Here is a 17,083-nt window from a genome sequence, read left to right on the forward strand (position 1 = left end):
TGCCCATGGACAGCCCGCAGCGACTGATCGAGGCCATGGCCAGCGGCACCATGCTGGTGGTCACCGACGAGGATGAAGGCGAAGGCTCGCTGGTGATCGCCGCCGGCAATGCCGATGCCGCCGCCATCAACTTCATGGCCCGCGAAGCGCGCGGGCTGATCTGCCTGGCCCTGACCGAGGAGCGCTGCAAGACACTCGGCCTGGAACTGATGGTGCCCAACTCGCGGGCTCGCCACGGCATGGGTTTCACCCTGTCCATCGAGGCCCGCACGGGGGTGTCCACCGGCATCTCCGCCGCCGACCGCGCGCGCACCATCGCCGTCGCCGTGGACCCGGCCAGCACCGCCGTCGACCTGGTGCAACCGGGCCATGTCTTCCCTTTGCGTGCCCAACCCGGCGGTGTGATGCAGCGCGCCGGCCATGTGGAGGCCGCCTGCGACCTGGCGCGCCTGGCCGGGCTGATGCCGGCCGCCGTGCTGGTGTCCATCCTCGACGAACAGGGTGAACCGGCGAAGGGCCAGGCCCTGCGCGAGTTCGCCCAGCGCCACGGCCTGCCGTTGGGCAGCGTGGCCGACCTGATCCATTACCGCATCCTCCACGAGGGCACCATTCGCCGCTCGGGGGAGTACCCCATCAGCACCCGCCATGGCGACTTCCGCGCCATCACCTACCTGGACGACTACGAGGGACACCTGCACCTGGCACTGGTGCGGGGTGACGTGCGTCGCGACACGCCCGCCCTGGTACGCGTGCAGGCGGTGGAAACGATGCGTGACCTGCTGGACAGCCATCCCGATCAGTGGAACCTGGAGCGCTCCCTGGCGCGGGTGGCCAGGGAGGGCAACGGTGTGGTGGTGCTCCTGGCCCACCAGGAAACCCCTGGCGCGGTAATCGAACAGCTTCAGCAGCAGGTCGGACAACGGGCACGCCCGCCCAGCTTTCCGCAGCGTACATTGGGCATCGGCGCGCAGATCCTGCGCGACGTTGGCGTACGCAAGATGCGCCTGCTGAGTTTCCCCGTCAGTTACAAGGCCGTTTCCGGCTTCGAGCTGGAGGTCGCCGAGTTCGTCCCCTTCGAAGCGCAGGAGTGAACATGAGCAACGAACTGGACAGGCTGCTGAGCCCCGCCAGTCTGGCCGGCCTGACCCTGCGCAACCGCATGATCAAGACCGCGACCTTCGAGGGGATGTACTTCCTCGAACTGGCCCGGCAGATGTGCCAGGTCGTGAGCATGCCGCTGGTGTACCTGGGCGGCGTCGCCACCGCACAGCGCACCCTACGGTCCAGACCACGCGAAAGGGGGGCTGCCTTGGGCACGGGGGAGGATTCGCGCCTACAGCTCGTAGGATGGGTCGGGCGGCGTTCCGCGAGGGGAGCGAAACCCATGCTGTCGGCTAGAGCGCCTGAGCCGCCAACGGACGCGCAAAAAAAGCCCCCGATCCGGGGGCTTTTTCATTCAGCTCAACATCAAGGCGCTACACCCTGCAGCATCAGCTTCGCTTGCGCCTGCACCAGCGGCGAGGCGGTGAAGTTTCCGTCGATGGGGGTGATCACCGCTTTGCCCAGAGCGAGCTGGTAGGCATCCCCCTGCTTCTGCTCGGCGGTGGGGGCGGACGGGGCGACCAGGTTGACGCGCACCACGCCATCGGGACCCTGCTGCGGGGCGAATACCACATTGCCCCAGTCACTGATGGGCGCGAAGGCCACGCCGGTGACCTGGCCCGCTTCCAGCGCCGGGTAGTTGATGTTCAGGCCGGTAATGCCGGGCAGGCCGATGACGTTGGTCTCGCAATGCGCCTTGGACTTGCCACCGCTTTGCTCGCAGACGCGCTTGGCCTGGGCGCCGTTGGCGGCGGCGCGGTCGATGACGCGGACGGCGAAGCGTGCGGTGTCATCCATCGCGTTGAGCGTCTTGAGGTAGCCGGCCTGCGGGTTCTGGGCGATCAGCTGCAGGTCGATGGCGGTGGAGATCGCCACCGCCGGCACCCCCTTGAACATGGCGCGCACGGCGGCGTTGACGGTGCCGGACATCTGCGTCAGCGGGCCGACGTTGTCGCCGAAGTTGGTGCCGGAGACCACCAGGTCCGGGCGGTTGTCCTTCAGCAGCAGGTCGAGGCCGACGTTCACCGCGTCCACCGGCGTGCCGATGGCCGAGGTCTTGCCGGCTGGCGGGGTGTAGCCGGCGGGGGCGCCGACGCAGTACTTGTCCTGGGCCAATTGGGTGATGGCCACGGCCTGGCCGGGCACCACGACGCTGGCGGCGCCGATGCCGCTGCTGTCGTTCTGCGGGCCGACCAGGGTGACCTGGTGGCCGGCGGCGACCAGTTCCTGGTAGACCGCGTTGATGCCGGGGGCGCGGCAGCCGTCGTCGTTGGTCAGGAGAATGTTCAGGGCACTGGCCTGGAGCGAAAGGGACAGGGCGGCCAGGCTGATGGCGGATTTCAACAGCGTGTGCGTCATCTCGTTTCCTCAGTTGGAAATAGGGAACCTTCGGTCGACTGCTGGCTGAACTCAGGTGGTTTTCGGCGGGACACAAAAAAGCGAGGCCCGGGGGCCTCGCTCGATCAGGGCACTTATTTGCCCAGCTTGCGCAGGTTGGCGACGGAGAAGTAGTCCGCTTCGTAATCGCTGTTGTTCAGCTTCGCCGGCGGCTTGCCGTTGAGCAGGCGGTCGGTCAGGTAGGAACCGGCGATCAGGTCGTGGAAGACCGCCACCCGTGCCTGGAAGCCCTGCAGGTCATAGGCGTAGGCCGTGGTCTGCATGTTGCTGCGCCAGAGTTGGCCCTTGCCGTCGTAGTTGTCGGCCAGTACGGCGATCCAGGAGTCCTCGTCGATGTAGAGCACGCGCTTGCCGTAGATGTGACGCTTGCCGGGCTTGAGCGTGGCCTCCAGGACCCAGACACGGTGCGGCTCATAGCGCATGTAGTCAGGGTTGACGTGGCCGTTGGTGGACAACAGGTCGTCGAGCTTCAGGCTCGGGTCGTCCAGCTTGTAGTTGTTGTACGGGATGTAGATTTCCTTCTTGCCCACCAGTTTCCACTCGTAGCGGTCCGGGGCGCCGTTGAACAGGCGGTCCTCGTCCATCACGCGGAAGCCACCGGCGCCGAACGGGGTGTCATAGGCCACGGTCGGTGCGCGACGCACCCGGCGGTTACCCGGCAGGTACTGCCAGGACTGCGACGGCGAGCTGATCGGGTCGGTGAAGGTATGGGCGAGGATGATCTCACCCTTCTTGCGGGTCGGTTCCAGGGTCTGGACCAGGGCGAAGGCCTGCTGGCCGCCGAAGGATTCCACGGTTTCCTTGGGCGAGTCCCACACCGAGAGAATCTTGTAGTCCATGGATTCCAGCGAGCGGGTGCCGTTGGAGAGGGTCAGCGCCATGGTGTAGATGGCGTCTTCCTTCCAGGCGCGGGCCGGCAGGTTGAGGTTCCACATCAGCTCGTAGCCGTTCTTCGGGATCGGGAAGGGCGAAGCGCCGATGGCGTTGATCACGCCGTTGCCATCGCTGACCAGCTCGGCGCTGGTGGCGTTGGCGAGGGTGCGCTGCAGGACCCGGTCGGAGTAGCGGAAGTCGCGATGGCTTGGATACACCGGGATCTTGAAGGTGCTCTTGTAGCGCTGGAACAGCGCCTTCTGACCGTCGGTGAGCTTGTCGGCGTACTGCGCCATGTTCTCGGCAGTGATGACGAACAGCGGCTTCTCACCGGCGTAGGGGTCGCCATAGGCAGTGCCCGTACCGGCGTAGTTGACCTGGGGCGGAGCCCCCAGCCACTTGCCGCTCCAGGCAGGAATGCTGCCGTCGGCGTTGCCGGCCTTTTCTGCCCCCATGGGGGTGAGGTCGTTGCCCAGGCGTTTGGCTTCTTCCGGAGTGATCTTGGCCAGAACCGGGGTGCTGGCGAGAGCGGCGGCGAGAACGCCGGCCAGGAGCGGGGTCTTGTTGTTCAGTTGCATCTTGAGTCTCCTGCGGCAGTGGATCAGAAGCTGTACTTGACGTTGATGCCGAAGTTGTCGCGGTCCGCGAAGGGGGTGTCGCCGGCATCGCCGAGGAAGGCGTTGTAGCGGGCTTCCAGCGTGAGGTTGTTGAGGTAGCGCCAGGTGGTGCCGACGCCCAGGCGATGGTCACCTTCACCCATGCCGAAGGTGCCCGGCATGGACGAATCGCCGCCCAGGTTCTGGCTGAAGATCAGCGGCACGGTGAGGTCCCAGCCGTTGAAGATGTTCAGGTACTCGAGGGACAGGTTGACGGTATAGCCCCAGGAGCTCTTGTCGAAGAACAGCTTGTCGGTGTTCGGCGTAACCAGCGGGAAGGCGCCGCCGAGACCGTCCGAGACGAAGGCGGTGAAGCTGGGCGCCTTGTCGTTGTCGAGCACCTCGTTGTAGCCAACCTCACCGGTCAGGATGGCGTTGTCGGCGAAGGGCGTGGTGCCGATGGAGTGGATGAAGGACATCTGCGCCTGCATGGTCTCGGCGCGCACCGGGTGCGGCACCAGGCCGGTATCCACCAGCACCGGCTGACCGTCGCGATAGCTGACCTCGCCGCTGATGTTGGTGTCGCCGACCACGGTGGAGAAACTCGCGCCGTACAGGTCGATGTCGTCGAAGTAGCGCACCCGGTAGTTGGCGGTGTTCCAGTCGGTGAGGAAGTCGATCTGCGGCGCCTTGTCATGGAAGCGCACGTAGTAGAGGCCGAACTCGGTGTTGTTCAGCGACTCCGCCACGTAGTTCAGCGCCACGCCGTACTGGCCGCTGTCACTGGGCTTGTCGTCGTGCAGGCGGCGGGTGATGCCGAAGGCATCGGTGAAGCCGCCTTCATCGATCTGGTCGGAAACCGAGAAGAAGCTGCCGACGCCGTCGATCTCGGTCTTTTCCCACTCGTACTGGTAGTAGGTCTGGAGGCTCAGCGCGTCGGTCAGGTCGATCTGGCCGAATACCTGGCCCACCGGCAGGAAGAGTTCCTTGAGTTCCACACCCGGGGTATTGGCCTTGGTGGCATCCACCGGGGCCATGGCGCCGGAAATGCCGTTGCCGATGAACAGGCTCTCGCCCCAGCTCACTACCTGGTCGCCAACCCGCAGGTTGAGGTTGTGGCCGCCCAGGTCCCAGGCGCCGTAGACGTAGTGGTCCAGCAGACGCAGGTCCTTGCCGTGCTGGTCGATGGTGCCGTGGGGGAAGTGGTTGGCCTGGGAGCACTGGCCACCGGCGAAGCAGTTGGAGGTACCGGTGTGGTTGTCGTTGCTGCGGTTGTAGACGTCGTCGTAGAAGCCGCTGGCGCGCACGAACAGGCCGAAGTCTTCCTTCCAGTTGAAGTTGGCCTCGGTGAGGAAGCTGGAGCGGTTGGTGATCAGGCTGCCCTTGTCGAAGGCGTTGTTGCCGTCGTCGATGTTGGCGATGGCCGGGTTCGGGAAACCGTTGGACAGCGCGTGATCGCGGGACTCGGTACGCCAGGCCAGGGCGTAGGTGAGCGTGGTGTCCCAGGAGATCTTCAGATCATCGTTGGGCTGGAAGGCCATGGCCTGGCCTTGCCCGGCATGACCGATGGCGAGGCCCACGCAGGCAATGCGGATCGCGGAATGCAGCGGCTTAAGGGGATGACCTTTTTTTGTTCTTATCATCATGTCGCTCTCGGCGTGACTGGGCACAGCTCGGCTGCCAGGCCCAAGGTGGAGTTGAGTGTGGCGGGCTGACTATGTGGTCACTGAGGAGGCGCAACATCGTCCGAAAAGACTACGAGGTTTGTACGAGATCGGAGGGGGTGGTCGGAGCGTCTTGCCGGGATGCGGTCTCCCGGTTCCTGCGCAAATTCCTTAGTCCCATTGGACGATGTTGGCGGTTGGGGGCGCACTGAGAATCCGGGCAATTGCGCACCACGAACAACAAAAAGGGAGCATGCCCGATGAGCGCGAACACCTCGCAATGGGACCTGAGCTGCGACGTACTGGTGGTGGGATCGGGAGCCGGCGCCATGACCGCTGCGCTCAGGGCACACGACCTGGGATTGAAGGTGCTGGTGGTGGAGAAGAGCGACCGCTTCGGCGGCACCTCGGCCATCTCCGGCGGCGGAATCTGGATTCCCTGCAACCATCGCATCGCCGCGCTGGGCGGCGAGGACTCGGCCGAAGAAGCCATCGCCTACATCCGCGCGGTGACCAACGGTGAGATCGACGACGGCCGTATCGAGGCCTACGTCGAGCACGGTCATCGCGCCATCCAGTACCTGGAGAAGCACTCGCGGGTGCGCTTCGAGGCCCAGGCCGCCTACGCCGACTACTACCCGGAAGTACCCGGCGGCAAGCCCGGTTATCGCTCCATGGACCCCGCGCCCTTCGATGCCCGTGAACTGGGCGAAGACTTCATGCGCCTGCGCGAGCCCTCGCCGGGCACCCTGATGCTCGGACGCATGACCATGACCATGAAGGAAGCCCGCGTGCTGCTCTGCCGTGGTCCGGGCTGGATCGGTCTGACCCTGAAGGTGATGTGGCGCTACTGGCGCGACCTGGGCTGGCGACTGCGTTCGCGGCGCGACCGCTTCCTCACCCTGGGCAACGCCCTGGTGGCGGCGCTGCGGGCCTCGCTGAAGGACCGCGACGTAGCGCTGCAGCTCGAATGCCAGCTGGAAAAACTGGTGGAGGAGGGCGGCCGCGTGGTGGGCGCCGAGCTGATCCACCAGGGCCGTTCCGTGCGCGTGGAAACCCGCTGCGGCGTGATCCTTGGCGCCGGTGGTTTCGAACGCAACCAGGCCATGCGTGCCCAGTACCACCCGGTCCCGTCGCGCAGCGACTGGAGCGCCACGCCGCCCTTCAACACCGGTGATGCCATCCGTGCCGGCCAGGCGCTGGGCGCGCGTACCGCCTTGATGGATCACAGCTGGTGGGCACCCACCACCCATGTCGAGGGCGAAGAAAAGCAGCGCGCGCTGTTCGTCGAACGCAACCTGCCGGGCTGCATGCTGGTGAACTCGGCGGGCGAGCGCTTCGTCAACGAAGGCGCGCCCTACACCGACATCGTCTACGCCATGTACGCGAGCAACCGCGAGGGCGCCACCAGCGTGCCCTGCTGGCTGATCTTCGATGCCGACTATCGCCACAAGTACCCCTGCGGTGCGCTGCTGCCGGGCTATGCCATGCCCGACAGCCGCCTGCCCGCGCACCTCAAGAACTACTTCCACAAGGCCAATAGCCTGGCGGAACTGGCGCGCTCCATCGGCGTCAACGAGGCGGGACTCACGCGCAGCGTGGAGCGCTTCAACCCCATGGCCGTGGCCGGCAGCGACCTGGATTTCCACAAGGGCGATTCGCTGTTCGACCGCTACTACGGCGACCCCACCGTAACGCCCAATCCTTGCCTGGCGCCTCTGGTGAAGCCGCCGTTCTATGCGGTGAGGGTGGATGCCGGCGACATCGGCACCAAGGGCGGTCTGCTCACCGACGTGCATGCCCGCGTGCTGCGTGAAGATGGCGCGCCGATCACCGGTCTCTACGCCATTGGCAACAGCGCCGCTTCCATGATGGGCCGCACCTACCCGGGCGCCGGCTCCACCATCGGCCCGGCCATGGTGTTCGGCTTCCGCGCTGCGGAAGACTTGCATGCCCAGCGAGCCACCGCTGCGACCGAAAACAGCCGCAACGTGGCGCAACCGGTCGGCTGACGGACGGGGCCGCCGTGCGGCCCCTGGTACACGCACTCCCTCCAACAAGAACAAAAGGAAGACGCGATGATCGATTTCACGGGCAAGACCGTACTGGTCACCGGTGGCGGCGTGGGCATTGGCCGCGCCATGGTCGAAGCCTTCGCCCGCGCCGGCGCCCGACTGGCGGTGGCCGAACGGGACGCTGAGCGCGCCGCCCAGGTATGCGACTGGCTGGCCAGTTGTGGCGGTGAGGCGCTGGTGGTGCAGACGGACGTGACCTGCAAGGAACAGGTCGCCGCCCTGGCCGCACAGATCGAGGCACGTTTTGGTGGTCTCGATGTGCTGATCAACAACGTCGGCGATTCGCTGATGATCGCCAAACCCTTCGATGCCTACAGCGATGACGATATCGATCGACTCTACGCCGTCAACCTGGGGCACATCTTCCGCGTGACCCGCGCCATGCTGCCGCTGCTGCGTCGCCAGGGTGCGGGCGGCAGCATCATCAGCCTGTCCTCCATCGAAGCCTTCCGTGGCATTCCCAACTGCAGCGTCTACGCCGCCTTCAAGGCCGCCATCGGTGGCTTCACCAAGAGCCTGGCCCTGGAGCTGGGCCCGGTGGGCATCCGCGTCAACCAGATCGCCCCCGAGTCCACCGAGACGCCGCAGCTGCCGATGTCGCTGATGATCGCGCCGGAACACCGTGCGCAACTGCCGAACTGGATTCCCCTGGGCCGGTTCGGCCAGCCGGAAGACATGGCCGGCGCCGCGCTCTTCCTGGCCAGTCCGCTGTCCGGCTGGGTGACCGGCACCACCCTGCACGTGGACGGCGGCGCCCTGGCGGCGGCGGGCTGGTATCGCGACCCGAAAGGCACCTGGACCAACGTACCGGTGATCACGGGCAACGGTTTCAACTTCTAGAACCCCAGCTTTCGCTGACTGCAACAAGGAATCCCGAATGAACGCGAAGAACTCCAGAGTCGCCGTGGTCACTGGCGCCAGTCGTGGCGTCGGCAAGGGCATCGCCATCGCCCTGGGCGCAGCTGGCATGACCGTCTACCTCAGCGGCCGTTCCGCCACCCAGAGCAGCAGCCAGCTGCGTGGCCAAACCCTGCCCGGCAGCCTGGCGGAAACCGCTGAAGCGGTGACCCGCGCCGGCGGCCGTGGCATCGCCGTGGCCTGCGACCACCGTGACGACGAACAGGTGCGCGAGCTCTTTGCCCGCGTCGAGCGCGAGCAGGGCCGCCTGGACCTGCTGGTGAACAACGCCACCTACATCCACGAGAACCTGATCGATCCGGGCCCCTTCTGGCAGAAGCCCCTGGAGATGGTGGACATCCTCGACATCGGCCTGCGCTCGTCCTACGTCGCCAGCTACCACGCCGCGCCGCTGCTGGTGAAGAACGGTCACGGCCTGATCGCGTTCGTTTCCTCCTTCGGCGCCGGCTGCTACATGCACGGCCCGGCCTATGGCGCGCAGAAGGCCGGCGTCGACAAGTTCGCCGCCGACATGGCCATTGATCTGGAAGACACCGGTGTCGCTGCCGTCTCGCTGTGGCTCGGCCCGCAGCGCACCGAACGCACCGCCATCGCCGGCGCCGAACGTGCCGACCAGTACGAGGAATTCCTCGCCATGGCGGAGACCCCGGAGTTCAACGGCCGCGTGATCAACGCGCTGCTGAACGACCCGGAGCTGGCTGCGCGTTCCGGGCAGACGCTGATCACCGCCGAGCTCGCCGCCGGCTACGGCATCACCGAAGACGCCGGACGTCAGCCGCCGTCCTACCGCGACATGCTCGGCGCCCCCCGCGTGCAGCACCCCGCGCGGGTGATCTGATCGACCATCGCCCGGAACGCTCCGGGCGCTTCAATCACGGGGCCGGAAGGGCCCCATGCAGGAGTGAGGATGCGATGAAAGTTCTGGTGATCGGCGGAACCGGCCTGATCGGCGGCCATGCCGCGCTTTACCTCAAGGCCCACGGCCATGACGTGACCATTGCCGGGCGCAAGCCGGCCGCAACGGGCAGTGCGCTCGCCGAGTTGAAGCAACTGCAGGGCGATTACGTCGCTGGCAGCTTCAGCCGTGATGACCTGGTCGGGTTCGACGCCCTGGTGTTCGCCGCCGGCAGCGATATCCGCCATGCACCCCAGGGCGGCGACCTCGACGCCCACTGGCAGCGGGCCAACGTCGAGGCCATCCCGCGCTTCTTCGAACTGGCCCGCAGCGCGGGTGTCCGCCACGCGGTGCTGGTGGGCAGCTTCTATCCCCAGGTGGCGCCGGAGCTGATCGACAGCATTCCCTACGTACGCTCGCGCCATCTGTCGGATCAAGGCGTACGTGCGCTGTCCACGCCGGACTTCCGCGTGTGCAGCGTCAACGCGCCCTTCGTGGTCGGCGCCGTGCCGGGGCTGAAGGTCGACATGTTCGAGGCCTACACCCGTTACGCCGAGGGCAAGTTCGCGCCGCTGCCGTTCTTCGGTCCGGCCGGTGGCAGCAACTTCATCTCCACCCGTTCGCTGTCCCAGGCGATCCTCGGCGCGCTGCTCAACGGCGAGTCGGGCAAGGCCTATCTGGTGGGGGACGAGAACCTCAGCTACGCCGAGTACTTCGAAACCTTCCTGCGTGCCGTCGGCAACGACGCCGAGGTGCCGTCGCTGGACCAGGAGCATCCGCTGCTGCCGGACATGGCGCTCTACACCGGGCGCGGCAACACCGTGAGCTACGAACCGGATGCGGCGGAAACCGCGCTGCTCGGGTACGTGCGCAACGATATCGGACGGGCGGTGAAGGAAGTGGTGGCGCAGTATCTCGGCTGACGCGCGGGGACGGCGGTGGGCGAACCTTTTCGCTCACCGGCCTGGCCTGTGACGATTCGACTGTCCGAGCCAACAGGATGAAACTGAACCTGTAGGGTGCGCCGTGCGCACCGGCGGTTTGACGGGGTGCCGAAGCCGATCCCGGGATCGGTGCGCGCAGCGCACCCTACGGTCCAGCCCCTGCAACGATCGAAGCCGCGCGGCTCCCTGTGGGATTTACGCCTGCGGCTTCTTCTACCGCCAGACCACCGACGACCGCCCGCACGGCGAGCGCGTCGACGACAACAAGGGCCGCGCCTTCTCCATCGGCCCGTCGATCATGTACAGCAACAAGGCCGGCTGGTTCCTCACCGCAAAGCGGGATGGACCGGGCGGCTTCCCGCCTCGGTCCACCCGCGCCGGGCGGTGTGGTCCGGCTCAGATCGGCGAGCCCGGCAGGCCCGGGTAGTAGGAACCGGCCGCCACGCCGCCGTCGACCGACAGCTCGCTGCCGTTGCAGTAGCTGGCTTCGTCGCTGGCGAGGAACAGCGTGGCGCGGGCGATCTCTTCCGGAGCGCCGATGCGCTGTTGCGGCACGGTGCGGTATTGCGGGGCCAGCTCGTCGCGCGAGGCGCCGGTGGGGTTGGACATCACGGTATCGACGCCACCCGGATGCACCGAGTTGACCCGTACCCCGTGCGGGCCGAGTTCCAGTGCCGCGACCTTGGTCAGGCCGCGCACGCCCCACTTGCTCGACACGTAGGCCGCCAGGGCGTTGACCCCGCGCAGGCCGTCCACGGACGAGATGTTGACGATGGATCCGGCGCGCTGTTCGCGCATGATCGGCGCCACACTGCGCACGCCGAGGAATGTGCCGGTGAGGTTGATCGACAGGGCGCGCTCGAACTGCGACTGGGTCAATTCCTCGATGGCGCCGAACACCAGCACGGCGGCGTTGTTCACCAGCACGTCGATGCGGCCGTGGCGTTCCACGGTTTCGTGGACCAACTGCTGCCAGCCTTCTTCGTTGCTGACATCCAGGCGGCGGAAGCTGGCCGCCTCGCCCAGTTCCGCGGCCAGTGCGCGGCCTTCGTCTTCCAGCAGGTCGGCGATGACCACGGTGGCGCCTTCCTCGACGAACAGGCGCGAGGTATGCGCGCCCATGCCGCGCGCGCCGCCAGTGATGATGGCGACCTTGTTTGCCAGACGTTGCATTGCGTTCTCCTTTAGCCCCAATAAGCCTGGCCGCCATCCAGCGGGATGGTGGCGCCGGTCAGGTAGCGGGCGTTGTCGCTGACCAGGAAGGCCACGGTGCGGCCGATGTCGTGTTCGCAATCACCCACCCGGCGCAGCGGAATGCTGCTGAAGAAGGCTTCTGCCTCTACCGGGTTGCTTTCGATCCAGCCGCGCAGGCCGGGGGAGAGGGCGTGGGGGGCGATGACGTTGACGCGAATGCCGTCCACACCCCATTCGCACGCCGCCGCGCGGCTCAGGGAGCGGATGGCTTCCTTGGTCGCGGCATAGTGGCCGTAGCCCGAGGCATCCCAGCGCACGGCGGCGGAGGAGGCCAGGTTGACCACGGCGCCTTCGCCCTTGAGGTGCGGGTAGCAGGCGCGCATCAGGCGCAGGGTGGCCATGGGACCGGAGTCGATGCCCTTCATGAAGGTTTCGTCCGTCACGTCGAGGATGCTGCCCAGCGGCACGATATGCGCGTTGTTGACCAGGATGTTGAGGCCACCGAAGGCCTCCACCACCTCGGCCACGCAGCGTTCGATATCCGCCGGGTTCATCACGTCGCATTCGACCGCCAGGGCGGTGCCGCCACGACGGCGGATCTCCGCGCAGGTTTCTTCCAGGGTGGCGCGGGTGCGGCCCGCCACGGCGACCTTGGCGCCTTCGGCGGCCAGCGAGTAGGCGATACCCTGGCCGACGCCCTGGCCGCCTCCGGTCACCAGGGCGACCTTGCCTTGCAGCATGCTCATGGGTGTGTGCTCCCGAATCAGTTGGATTAGCCGGCGATGCCGGAGACCAGTTGCGCGTTGTCGATGCGCAACTCGGCGCCGTTGACGAAGCGCGATTCGTCCGAGGCGAGGAACAGCACCAGGTTGGCCACGTCCTCGGGCATGCACATGCGTGCCATGGGGTTGTCGCCGATGCCCAGGGCCACCGGATCGAGGTTGGGCACCAGGGCTTGGGTCATGGGGGTCCAGATGCCGTCGGGGTGAATGGAGTTGCAGCGGATGCGGTAGCCGCTGTTCTTGCAGTGCACGGCGACGCTGCGGGTCAGCGCGGTGACGGCGCCCTTGGAGGCGCTGTAGGCGCACATGGGCGGCAGGCCGCCGAGAGCGGCGACCGAGGACATCATGATGATCGAGCCGCCGGTGGCGTTGCGCTTCATCGCTTCGATGGCGTACTTGCAGCCGAGGAAGTAGCCGTCGGCGTTCACCCGCATCACGGTGCGCCACTGCGCCAGGCTGGCCTCCTCGATGGTGCCGAGGGGGCAGATGGCGGCGTTGTTGACCAGCACATCGAGGCGGCCGAAGGTCGCCAGGGTCTGCTCGATGGCTCGCTGCCAGTGCTGTTCCTCGGCGACATCGAGCTCGACGAACAGGGCGGCGGCACCGATCTCGGCGGCCAGGGCCGCGCCGGCCTCGCAGTCGATGTCCGCCAGCACCACGCGGGCGCCTTCGGCGGCCAGCAGGAGGGCATCAGCCTTGCCGACACCGCTGGCGGCGCCGGTGATCAGTACGACCTTGTCTTGCACACGTTTCATGCGGGGCTCCTTGGGTGTTCCTGGCCGGCCAGGGCGGCGCGCAGGGCATCTTCGCCGAAGATGGCCGAAACGACCGGGTCCAGTTGAGGGTTGCGACGCAGCTCATGGCCGCCGTCGATGGCCAGGCTCTGGCCGGTGGTCCAGCCCGACTCCGGGCCGGCGAGGTAGCGGACGGCGCCGGCGATATCCAGCGGCTCGCCCAGGCGGCCGAGCGGGATCTGTTCGAGGAAGGCATTGCTCATGGCTTCATTGGCGAACAGGCCCTGGGTGGCTTCGCTCTGGAACAGGCCGGGGCGAACGGAATTGACGCGGATGCCGGCGCTGGCCAGTTCCTCGGCCGCACAACGAACCAGGGTTTCCAGGGCCGCCTTGGCGACGCAGTACCCGGACAGCCAGCGGAACGGCATGGCCGCGGCGGTGGAGGAAATGCAGACGATGGCGCCACCGCCGTTGCGGGCCAGGTAGGGGGCGCCATGGCGGATGGCGAGGAAGGCGCTGGTCAGGTTGATGTCGAGGTCGGCGGCGAAGGTCGCCTGGTCGTGTTGCAGCAGCGGGCGGAAGGCTGCGCCGCCAACGGTCGGGATCAGGATGTCCAGCCGCCCTTGCAGGCCGTAGGCGAGCTCAAGGGCGCGGCGCAGGTCCGCTTCCTGGCAGGCGTCCCCGGCACAGACTTCGATTCGCGCGCCGGGCACCCGGGCGAGGAGTTCCTCGCGGGCTTGGGCCAGCGCTTCGCTGCGGCGCGCGCTGAGCACCACGCTGGCGCCGTCTTTGAGCAACAGTTCTGCACAGGTTTTGGCCAGGGCGCCGGTGCCGCCGGTAATCAGCGCGGTCTTGCCGCTCAGCACGCCCGTCATTGGGCGGCCCCTTGCAGCGGCAGGTCCTGGCTCCACTCCAGCAGCAGTTCACGCCGGGTGATGTGCCACAGGCCATCGATGCAGGCGAAGCGATCCAGGTAGCGGATGCCCCAGTCGAGCTTGCGGGTGACGCCTTCGACTTCGTACAGGTGGTTGGCGACGCAGTAGGTTTCCGCGCTCGCCTCCTGTTCGTCGACTTCGGCCAGGTGGTTGTGGACGTGGTGCTGGGTCAGGCTGAAGCGACCCAGGCCGTTCATCCCCGCGACGATGGCGTCGACGCCGTCGAAGCTGAAGCCGGGCCCCTTGAGTACGGCGTCGGGTGCGAACAGGCGGGCCAGTGCCGTCCAGTCCCGTTTATCCACCGCCTGTGCATAACGACAGACGAGTTCATAGAGCGCTTGCTTGTGCGATGCCTCGGACATGCCATGAGCCTCCTTGTTTGTCCTGCGCAGTTGCAGGTGCGGCGAAGCTCGCATCGCCGGGGCCGAGGGGCATCGGCCGATCGGACTATTGGCGCAAGCGCGGGGCGCTAGTCCCCTCGGACGATGAGGGGCCGGGGGAGTGCCGGCTAGGTTGGGTGTTCCCCTTACATGGAGCAGCAGAGATGGCCGACGCCGTTGAAACCCTTCTGGAAATCGAGCAGATCAAACAGCTGAAATACCGCTATTTCAGGGCAATCGACTGCCATGACTGGGCCCTGTTCGAAACCTGTGTGGCCGAAGACGTGACCACCGCGCTGGACAGTGGCAAGTACGCCTTTTCCGGTCGCGCCGGTTTTGTCGAGGGCCTGCGTGGGCTGATGGACCGGCCGACCCTGCTGTCCAAGCACCAGGGGCATCACCCGGAGATCGAGTTGGTTGCGCCCGATCGTGCCCGTGGCAGCTGGTACCTGGAGGATCATGTGATCGACACGGAGAACGGCTGGATGGTGCACGGCACGGCGTTCTACCAGGACGAATACGTCAAGCGCGACGGCGCCTGGCAGATTCTCTCCACCGGTTACCGGCGCGTGTTCGAAACGGTCACGGCGCCCATCCCGGAGCAGTTCAAGGTCATTTCCAGCTGGTTCGGCCTGCCTGAGTGAACGAATAGCGCCGGCGGCTCAGCCGGCGCGCAATTCGCGGATGCCCTTGCCCAGCCGCTTGCGCAGCAGGGTACGCAAGGTCACGCCGTCGGCGTAGCCCACCAGGCCGGCAACCTGGTCGACGCTGTGCTCGCTGGTTTTCAGCAGGTGCACGGCACGCTCGATGCGCAGGTCCTGGACATAGGCCAGGGGCGTCTTGCCCAGCACGTCCTGAATACGCCGGGCCAGGGTGCGCTTGCTGGTGGCCAGCTCGCTGGCCGCCGCGTCCAGGCTGAAGCCTTCGGCCAGGCGCTCGCGGGCCCAGCGGTCGAAGCGCTGCACCAGCGGGTCCGCATGGGCCAGGTGGTCGGAGAGCGCGTAGGCCGATTGCGAGGGACGGGAGTCGACGATCAGGTAGCGCGCCACCAGAGCAGCCAGTTCCGGGCTGGTCTGACGGATCAGCCAGAGGGTCAGGTCCAGATGGCTGAGGGCGGCGCCGGCGGTCACCCACTGTCCGGCGCTGACGATCATGCGCCCGGCGTCCAGTTGCACCTGTGGATAACGTTGCCGGAACAGCGGTGTCAGCCACCAGGTGGTGGTGGCTTCGTGGCCATTCAGCAGGCCGGTTTCCGCCAGCACGAAGGTGCCGATGCAGGCCGCTGCGATTCGCGCGCCGCCTTCGGCCCAACGGCGCAGGGCGGTGACGGCGTCGGCCACGTCGGGGCGGGCCAGTGCCGCCTGCAGCGGGTCGGGCATCTTGTAGCCCATGGCCGGGACGATCACCCAGTCCGGCGCCGGGCAGTCTTCCACCGGGCGCACCGGGACGCCGAATCCCAGGGCGCTGTTCACCTGCGGCCGCACGCCCGCCAGGGCCACTTCGAACTGCGGGCAGGGCAGGCCGTGCAGGGTGGACAGCTCGTTGGCGGTGGTCAGGGCATCGAGCACGGCGGCCAGGCCGGTGTCGAACACACCCTCAAGGGCGAGGACGGTGAGCTTCATGGCGAGATCGCTACCAAAGTTGTCAATCGCGCCAGTATGGCAAAGGGGGCATGGGCCATAAAGTGAGCTCCACACCCCCTTGCTGCGGAGACGCCTCATGTACCAGAAGACCCTTATCGCCGGTTGGGGCGACATGGACTTCAACTCCCATATGCGCAACACCGCCTACCTCGACAAGTCGGCCGACGTGCGCATGATGTATTTCTCCGATTGCGGCTTCCCCATGTCCGAGTTCCGCCGCCTGCGTCTGGGGCCGGTGGTGATGAAGGACGAGATCGAATATTTCCGCGAATGCCATCTGCTCGACGAACTGGCCGTGACCATGAGCGCTGCCGGCCTCTCCATCGATGGCAGCCGGATGTTGCTGCGCAACGAGTTCTTCCGCAGCGGCACCCTGGCCGCGCGAGTGACTTCCACGGTCGGCTGGTTCGATCTGGAGCAGCGCAAGCTGGTGGCGCCACCGCCCGCTTTGCTGGAAGCGCTCCAGGCCATGGACAGGAGCGATGATTTCCGCGAGTTGCCCAGCAGCAAGCGTTGAGGAGGAGGAGAGATGAGCATCAGCATTGTCCGTCTGGGGACGCCACGGGCCGCCGATGAGGGCCTGCGCATCGGTACCGTGCGTCGGCCGCCGCGTGGCGTGCCCAAGGCCGAGTTCGCCAGCCGCGACTACTACGACACCTGGCTGCCCCTGCTGGCGCCCAGCGCCGAGCTGATGGCCGAGGGCAAGGCGGTCGGCAGCGATGCCGACTGGGCGCGCTTCGCCAAGCACTATCGGGCCGAGATGGAGGGGGGCGAGGGCGCGCGCGTCCTCGACCTGCTGGCGGCCTTGTCCCACAGCAGCCACTTCGCCGTGGGCTGCTACTGCGAGGACGAGAGCCGTTGCCACCGTTCCCTGCTGCGCCACCTTCTGGCCGAGCGGGGCGCTTCCATCCGCTGATTCGGGCGGCCCGTCGCCGCCTTCCCCCGCCCTCT

17 protein-coding genes and 1 pseudogene are annotated in these 17,083 nt (G+C 66.8%); 9 read left to right on the forward strand and 9 right to left on the reverse strand.

Annotated features, from left to right (window positions below; genetic code table 11):
* Positions 1-5 precede the first annotated feature (5 nt).
* A complete protein-coding gene (ribB, locus tag TQ98_RS05090; RefSeq protein ID WP_044871862.1) occupies positions 6-1,091 on the forward strand; it encodes a 3,4-dihydroxy-2-butanone-4-phosphate synthase in 1,086 nt (361 codons plus the stop codon).
* A 376-nt stretch (positions 1,092-1,467) separates the two neighbouring features.
* Here ribB and TQ98_RS05100 read toward each other — a convergent pair whose 3' ends face one another.
* The 3 genes from TQ98_RS05100 to TQ98_RS05110 all read right to left on the reverse strand — a co-directional run bounded on the left by TQ98_RS05100 (position 1,468) and on the right by TQ98_RS05110 (position 5,614).
* The gene (locus TQ98_RS05100; RefSeq protein ID WP_044871861.1) at positions 1,468-2,460 is read right to left on the reverse strand and encodes a 5'/3'-nucleotidase SurE; all 993 of its coding nucleotides are present in this window, start codon (positions 2,458-2,460) and stop codon (positions 1,468-1,470) included.
* A gap of 113 nt (positions 2,461-2,573) precedes the next feature.
* Positions 2,574-3,950, reverse strand: a complete 1,377-nt coding sequence (locus TQ98_RS05105; protein ID WP_044871860.1) for a DUF1329 domain-containing protein — start codon at positions 3,948-3,950, stop codon at positions 2,574-2,576.
* 23 nt (positions 3,951-3,973) lie between these two features.
* The gene (locus TQ98_RS05110) at positions 3,974-5,614 is read right to left on the reverse strand and encodes a DUF1302 domain-containing protein (RefSeq protein ID WP_242443049.1); all 1,641 of its coding nucleotides are present in this window, start codon (positions 5,612-5,614) and stop codon (positions 3,974-3,976) included.
* Positions 5,615-5,892: 278 nt separating this feature from the next.
* On the opposite strand from TQ98_RS05110, the gene TQ98_RS05115 reads away from it, so the two are divergent.
* The 5 genes and pseudogenes from TQ98_RS05115 to TQ98_RS28035 form a co-directional block, all read left to right on the forward strand.
* Positions 5,893-7,644, forward strand: a complete 1,752-nt coding sequence (locus tag TQ98_RS05115; protein ID WP_044871859.1) for an FAD-binding protein — start codon at positions 5,893-5,895, stop codon at positions 7,642-7,644.
* Positions 7,645-7,710: 66 nt separating this feature from the next.
* Positions 7,711-8,547 carry an SDR family NAD(P)-dependent oxidoreductase gene (locus TQ98_RS05120; RefSeq protein ID WP_044871858.1) on the forward strand — a complete coding sequence of 279 codons (837 nt, stop codon included), beginning with the start codon at positions 7,711-7,713 and terminating at the stop codon, positions 8,545-8,547.
* A gap of 37 nt (positions 8,548-8,584) precedes the next feature.
* Positions 8,585-9,463: an SDR family NAD(P)-dependent oxidoreductase gene (locus TQ98_RS05125; protein ID WP_044871857.1), complete on the forward strand. Its 879-nt coding sequence runs from the start codon at positions 8,585-8,587 to the stop codon at positions 9,461-9,463.
* Positions 9,464-9,537: 74 nt separating this feature from the next.
* Positions 9,538-10,443, forward strand: a complete 906-nt coding sequence (locus TQ98_RS05130; RefSeq protein ID WP_044871856.1) for an NAD(P)-dependent oxidoreductase — start codon at positions 9,538-9,540, stop codon at positions 10,441-10,443.
* Positions 10,444-10,669: 226 nt separating this feature from the next.
* Positions 10,670-10,801 (forward strand): annotated as a pseudogene (locus TQ98_RS28035) (transporter); the annotation flags it as partial.
* A gap of 59 nt (positions 10,802-10,860) precedes the next feature.
* Here TQ98_RS28035 and TQ98_RS05140 read toward each other — a convergent pair.
* From TQ98_RS05140 to TQ98_RS05160, 5 genes are read right to left on the reverse strand one after another with little or no spacing between them, the layout of a single operon-like run.
* Entirely contained in the window at positions 10,861-11,637 is a 777-nt protein-coding gene (locus TQ98_RS05140; protein WP_044871855.1) for a glucose 1-dehydrogenase, read from the reverse strand.
* 11 nt (positions 11,638-11,648) lie between these two features.
* Entirely contained in the window at positions 11,649-12,404 is a 756-nt protein-coding gene (locus TQ98_RS05145) for an SDR family oxidoreductase (RefSeq protein WP_044871854.1), read from the reverse strand.
* Between the two features lie 26 nt (positions 12,405-12,430).
* On the reverse strand, positions 12,431-13,195 hold the full coding sequence (locus TQ98_RS05150; RefSeq protein WP_044871853.1) for an SDR family oxidoreductase: 765 nt from the start codon (positions 13,193-13,195) through the stop codon (positions 12,431-12,433).
* The gene (locus tag TQ98_RS05155; protein ID WP_044871852.1) at positions 13,192-14,049 is read right to left on the reverse strand and encodes an SDR family NAD(P)-dependent oxidoreductase; all 858 of its coding nucleotides are present in this window, start codon (positions 14,047-14,049) and stop codon (positions 13,192-13,194) included. The genes TQ98_RS05150 and TQ98_RS05155 overlap by 4 nt, the downstream gene beginning before the upstream one ends.
* The gene (locus TQ98_RS05160) at positions 14,046-14,471 is read right to left on the reverse strand and encodes a nuclear transport factor 2 family protein (RefSeq protein ID WP_044871851.1); all 426 of its coding nucleotides are present in this window, start codon (positions 14,469-14,471) and stop codon (positions 14,046-14,048) included. The genes TQ98_RS05155 and TQ98_RS05160 overlap by 4 nt, the downstream gene beginning before the upstream one ends.
* A gap of 182 nt (positions 14,472-14,653) precedes the next feature.
* Here TQ98_RS05160 and TQ98_RS05165 point away from each other — a divergent pair, with 182 nt between their 5' ends.
* Positions 14,654-15,133 carry a nuclear transport factor 2 family protein gene (locus tag TQ98_RS05165; protein WP_044871850.1) on the forward strand — a complete coding sequence of 160 codons (480 nt, stop codon included), beginning with the start codon at positions 14,654-14,656 and terminating at the stop codon, positions 15,131-15,133.
* Between the two features lie 18 nt (positions 15,134-15,151).
* Here the strand turns inward: TQ98_RS05165 and TQ98_RS05170 are convergent, their stop codons facing one another.
* Positions 15,152-16,111 carry a helix-turn-helix domain-containing protein gene (locus TQ98_RS05170; RefSeq protein ID WP_044871849.1) on the reverse strand — a complete coding sequence of 320 codons (960 nt, stop codon included), beginning with the start codon at positions 16,109-16,111 and terminating at the stop codon, positions 15,152-15,154.
* A 97-nt stretch (positions 16,112-16,208) separates the two neighbouring features.
* On the opposite strand from TQ98_RS05170, the gene TQ98_RS05175 reads away from it, so the two are divergent.
* Positions 16,209-16,649, forward strand: coding sequence for a thioesterase family protein (locus TQ98_RS05175; RefSeq protein WP_044871848.1), 441 nt, complete (start codon positions 16,209-16,211; stop codon positions 16,647-16,649).
* 12 nt (positions 16,650-16,661) lie between these two features.
* Entirely contained in the window at positions 16,662-17,048 is a 387-nt protein-coding gene (locus TQ98_RS05180; protein WP_044871847.1) for a DUF488 family protein, read from the forward strand.
* The last annotated feature ends 35 nt before the right edge of the window (positions 17,049-17,083 follow it).

It is taken from the genome of Pseudomonas sp. LFM046 (genome assembly GCF_000949385.2).
Classification (GTDB): Bacteria; Pseudomonadota; Gammaproteobacteria; order Pseudomonadales; family Pseudomonadaceae; genus Metapseudomonas.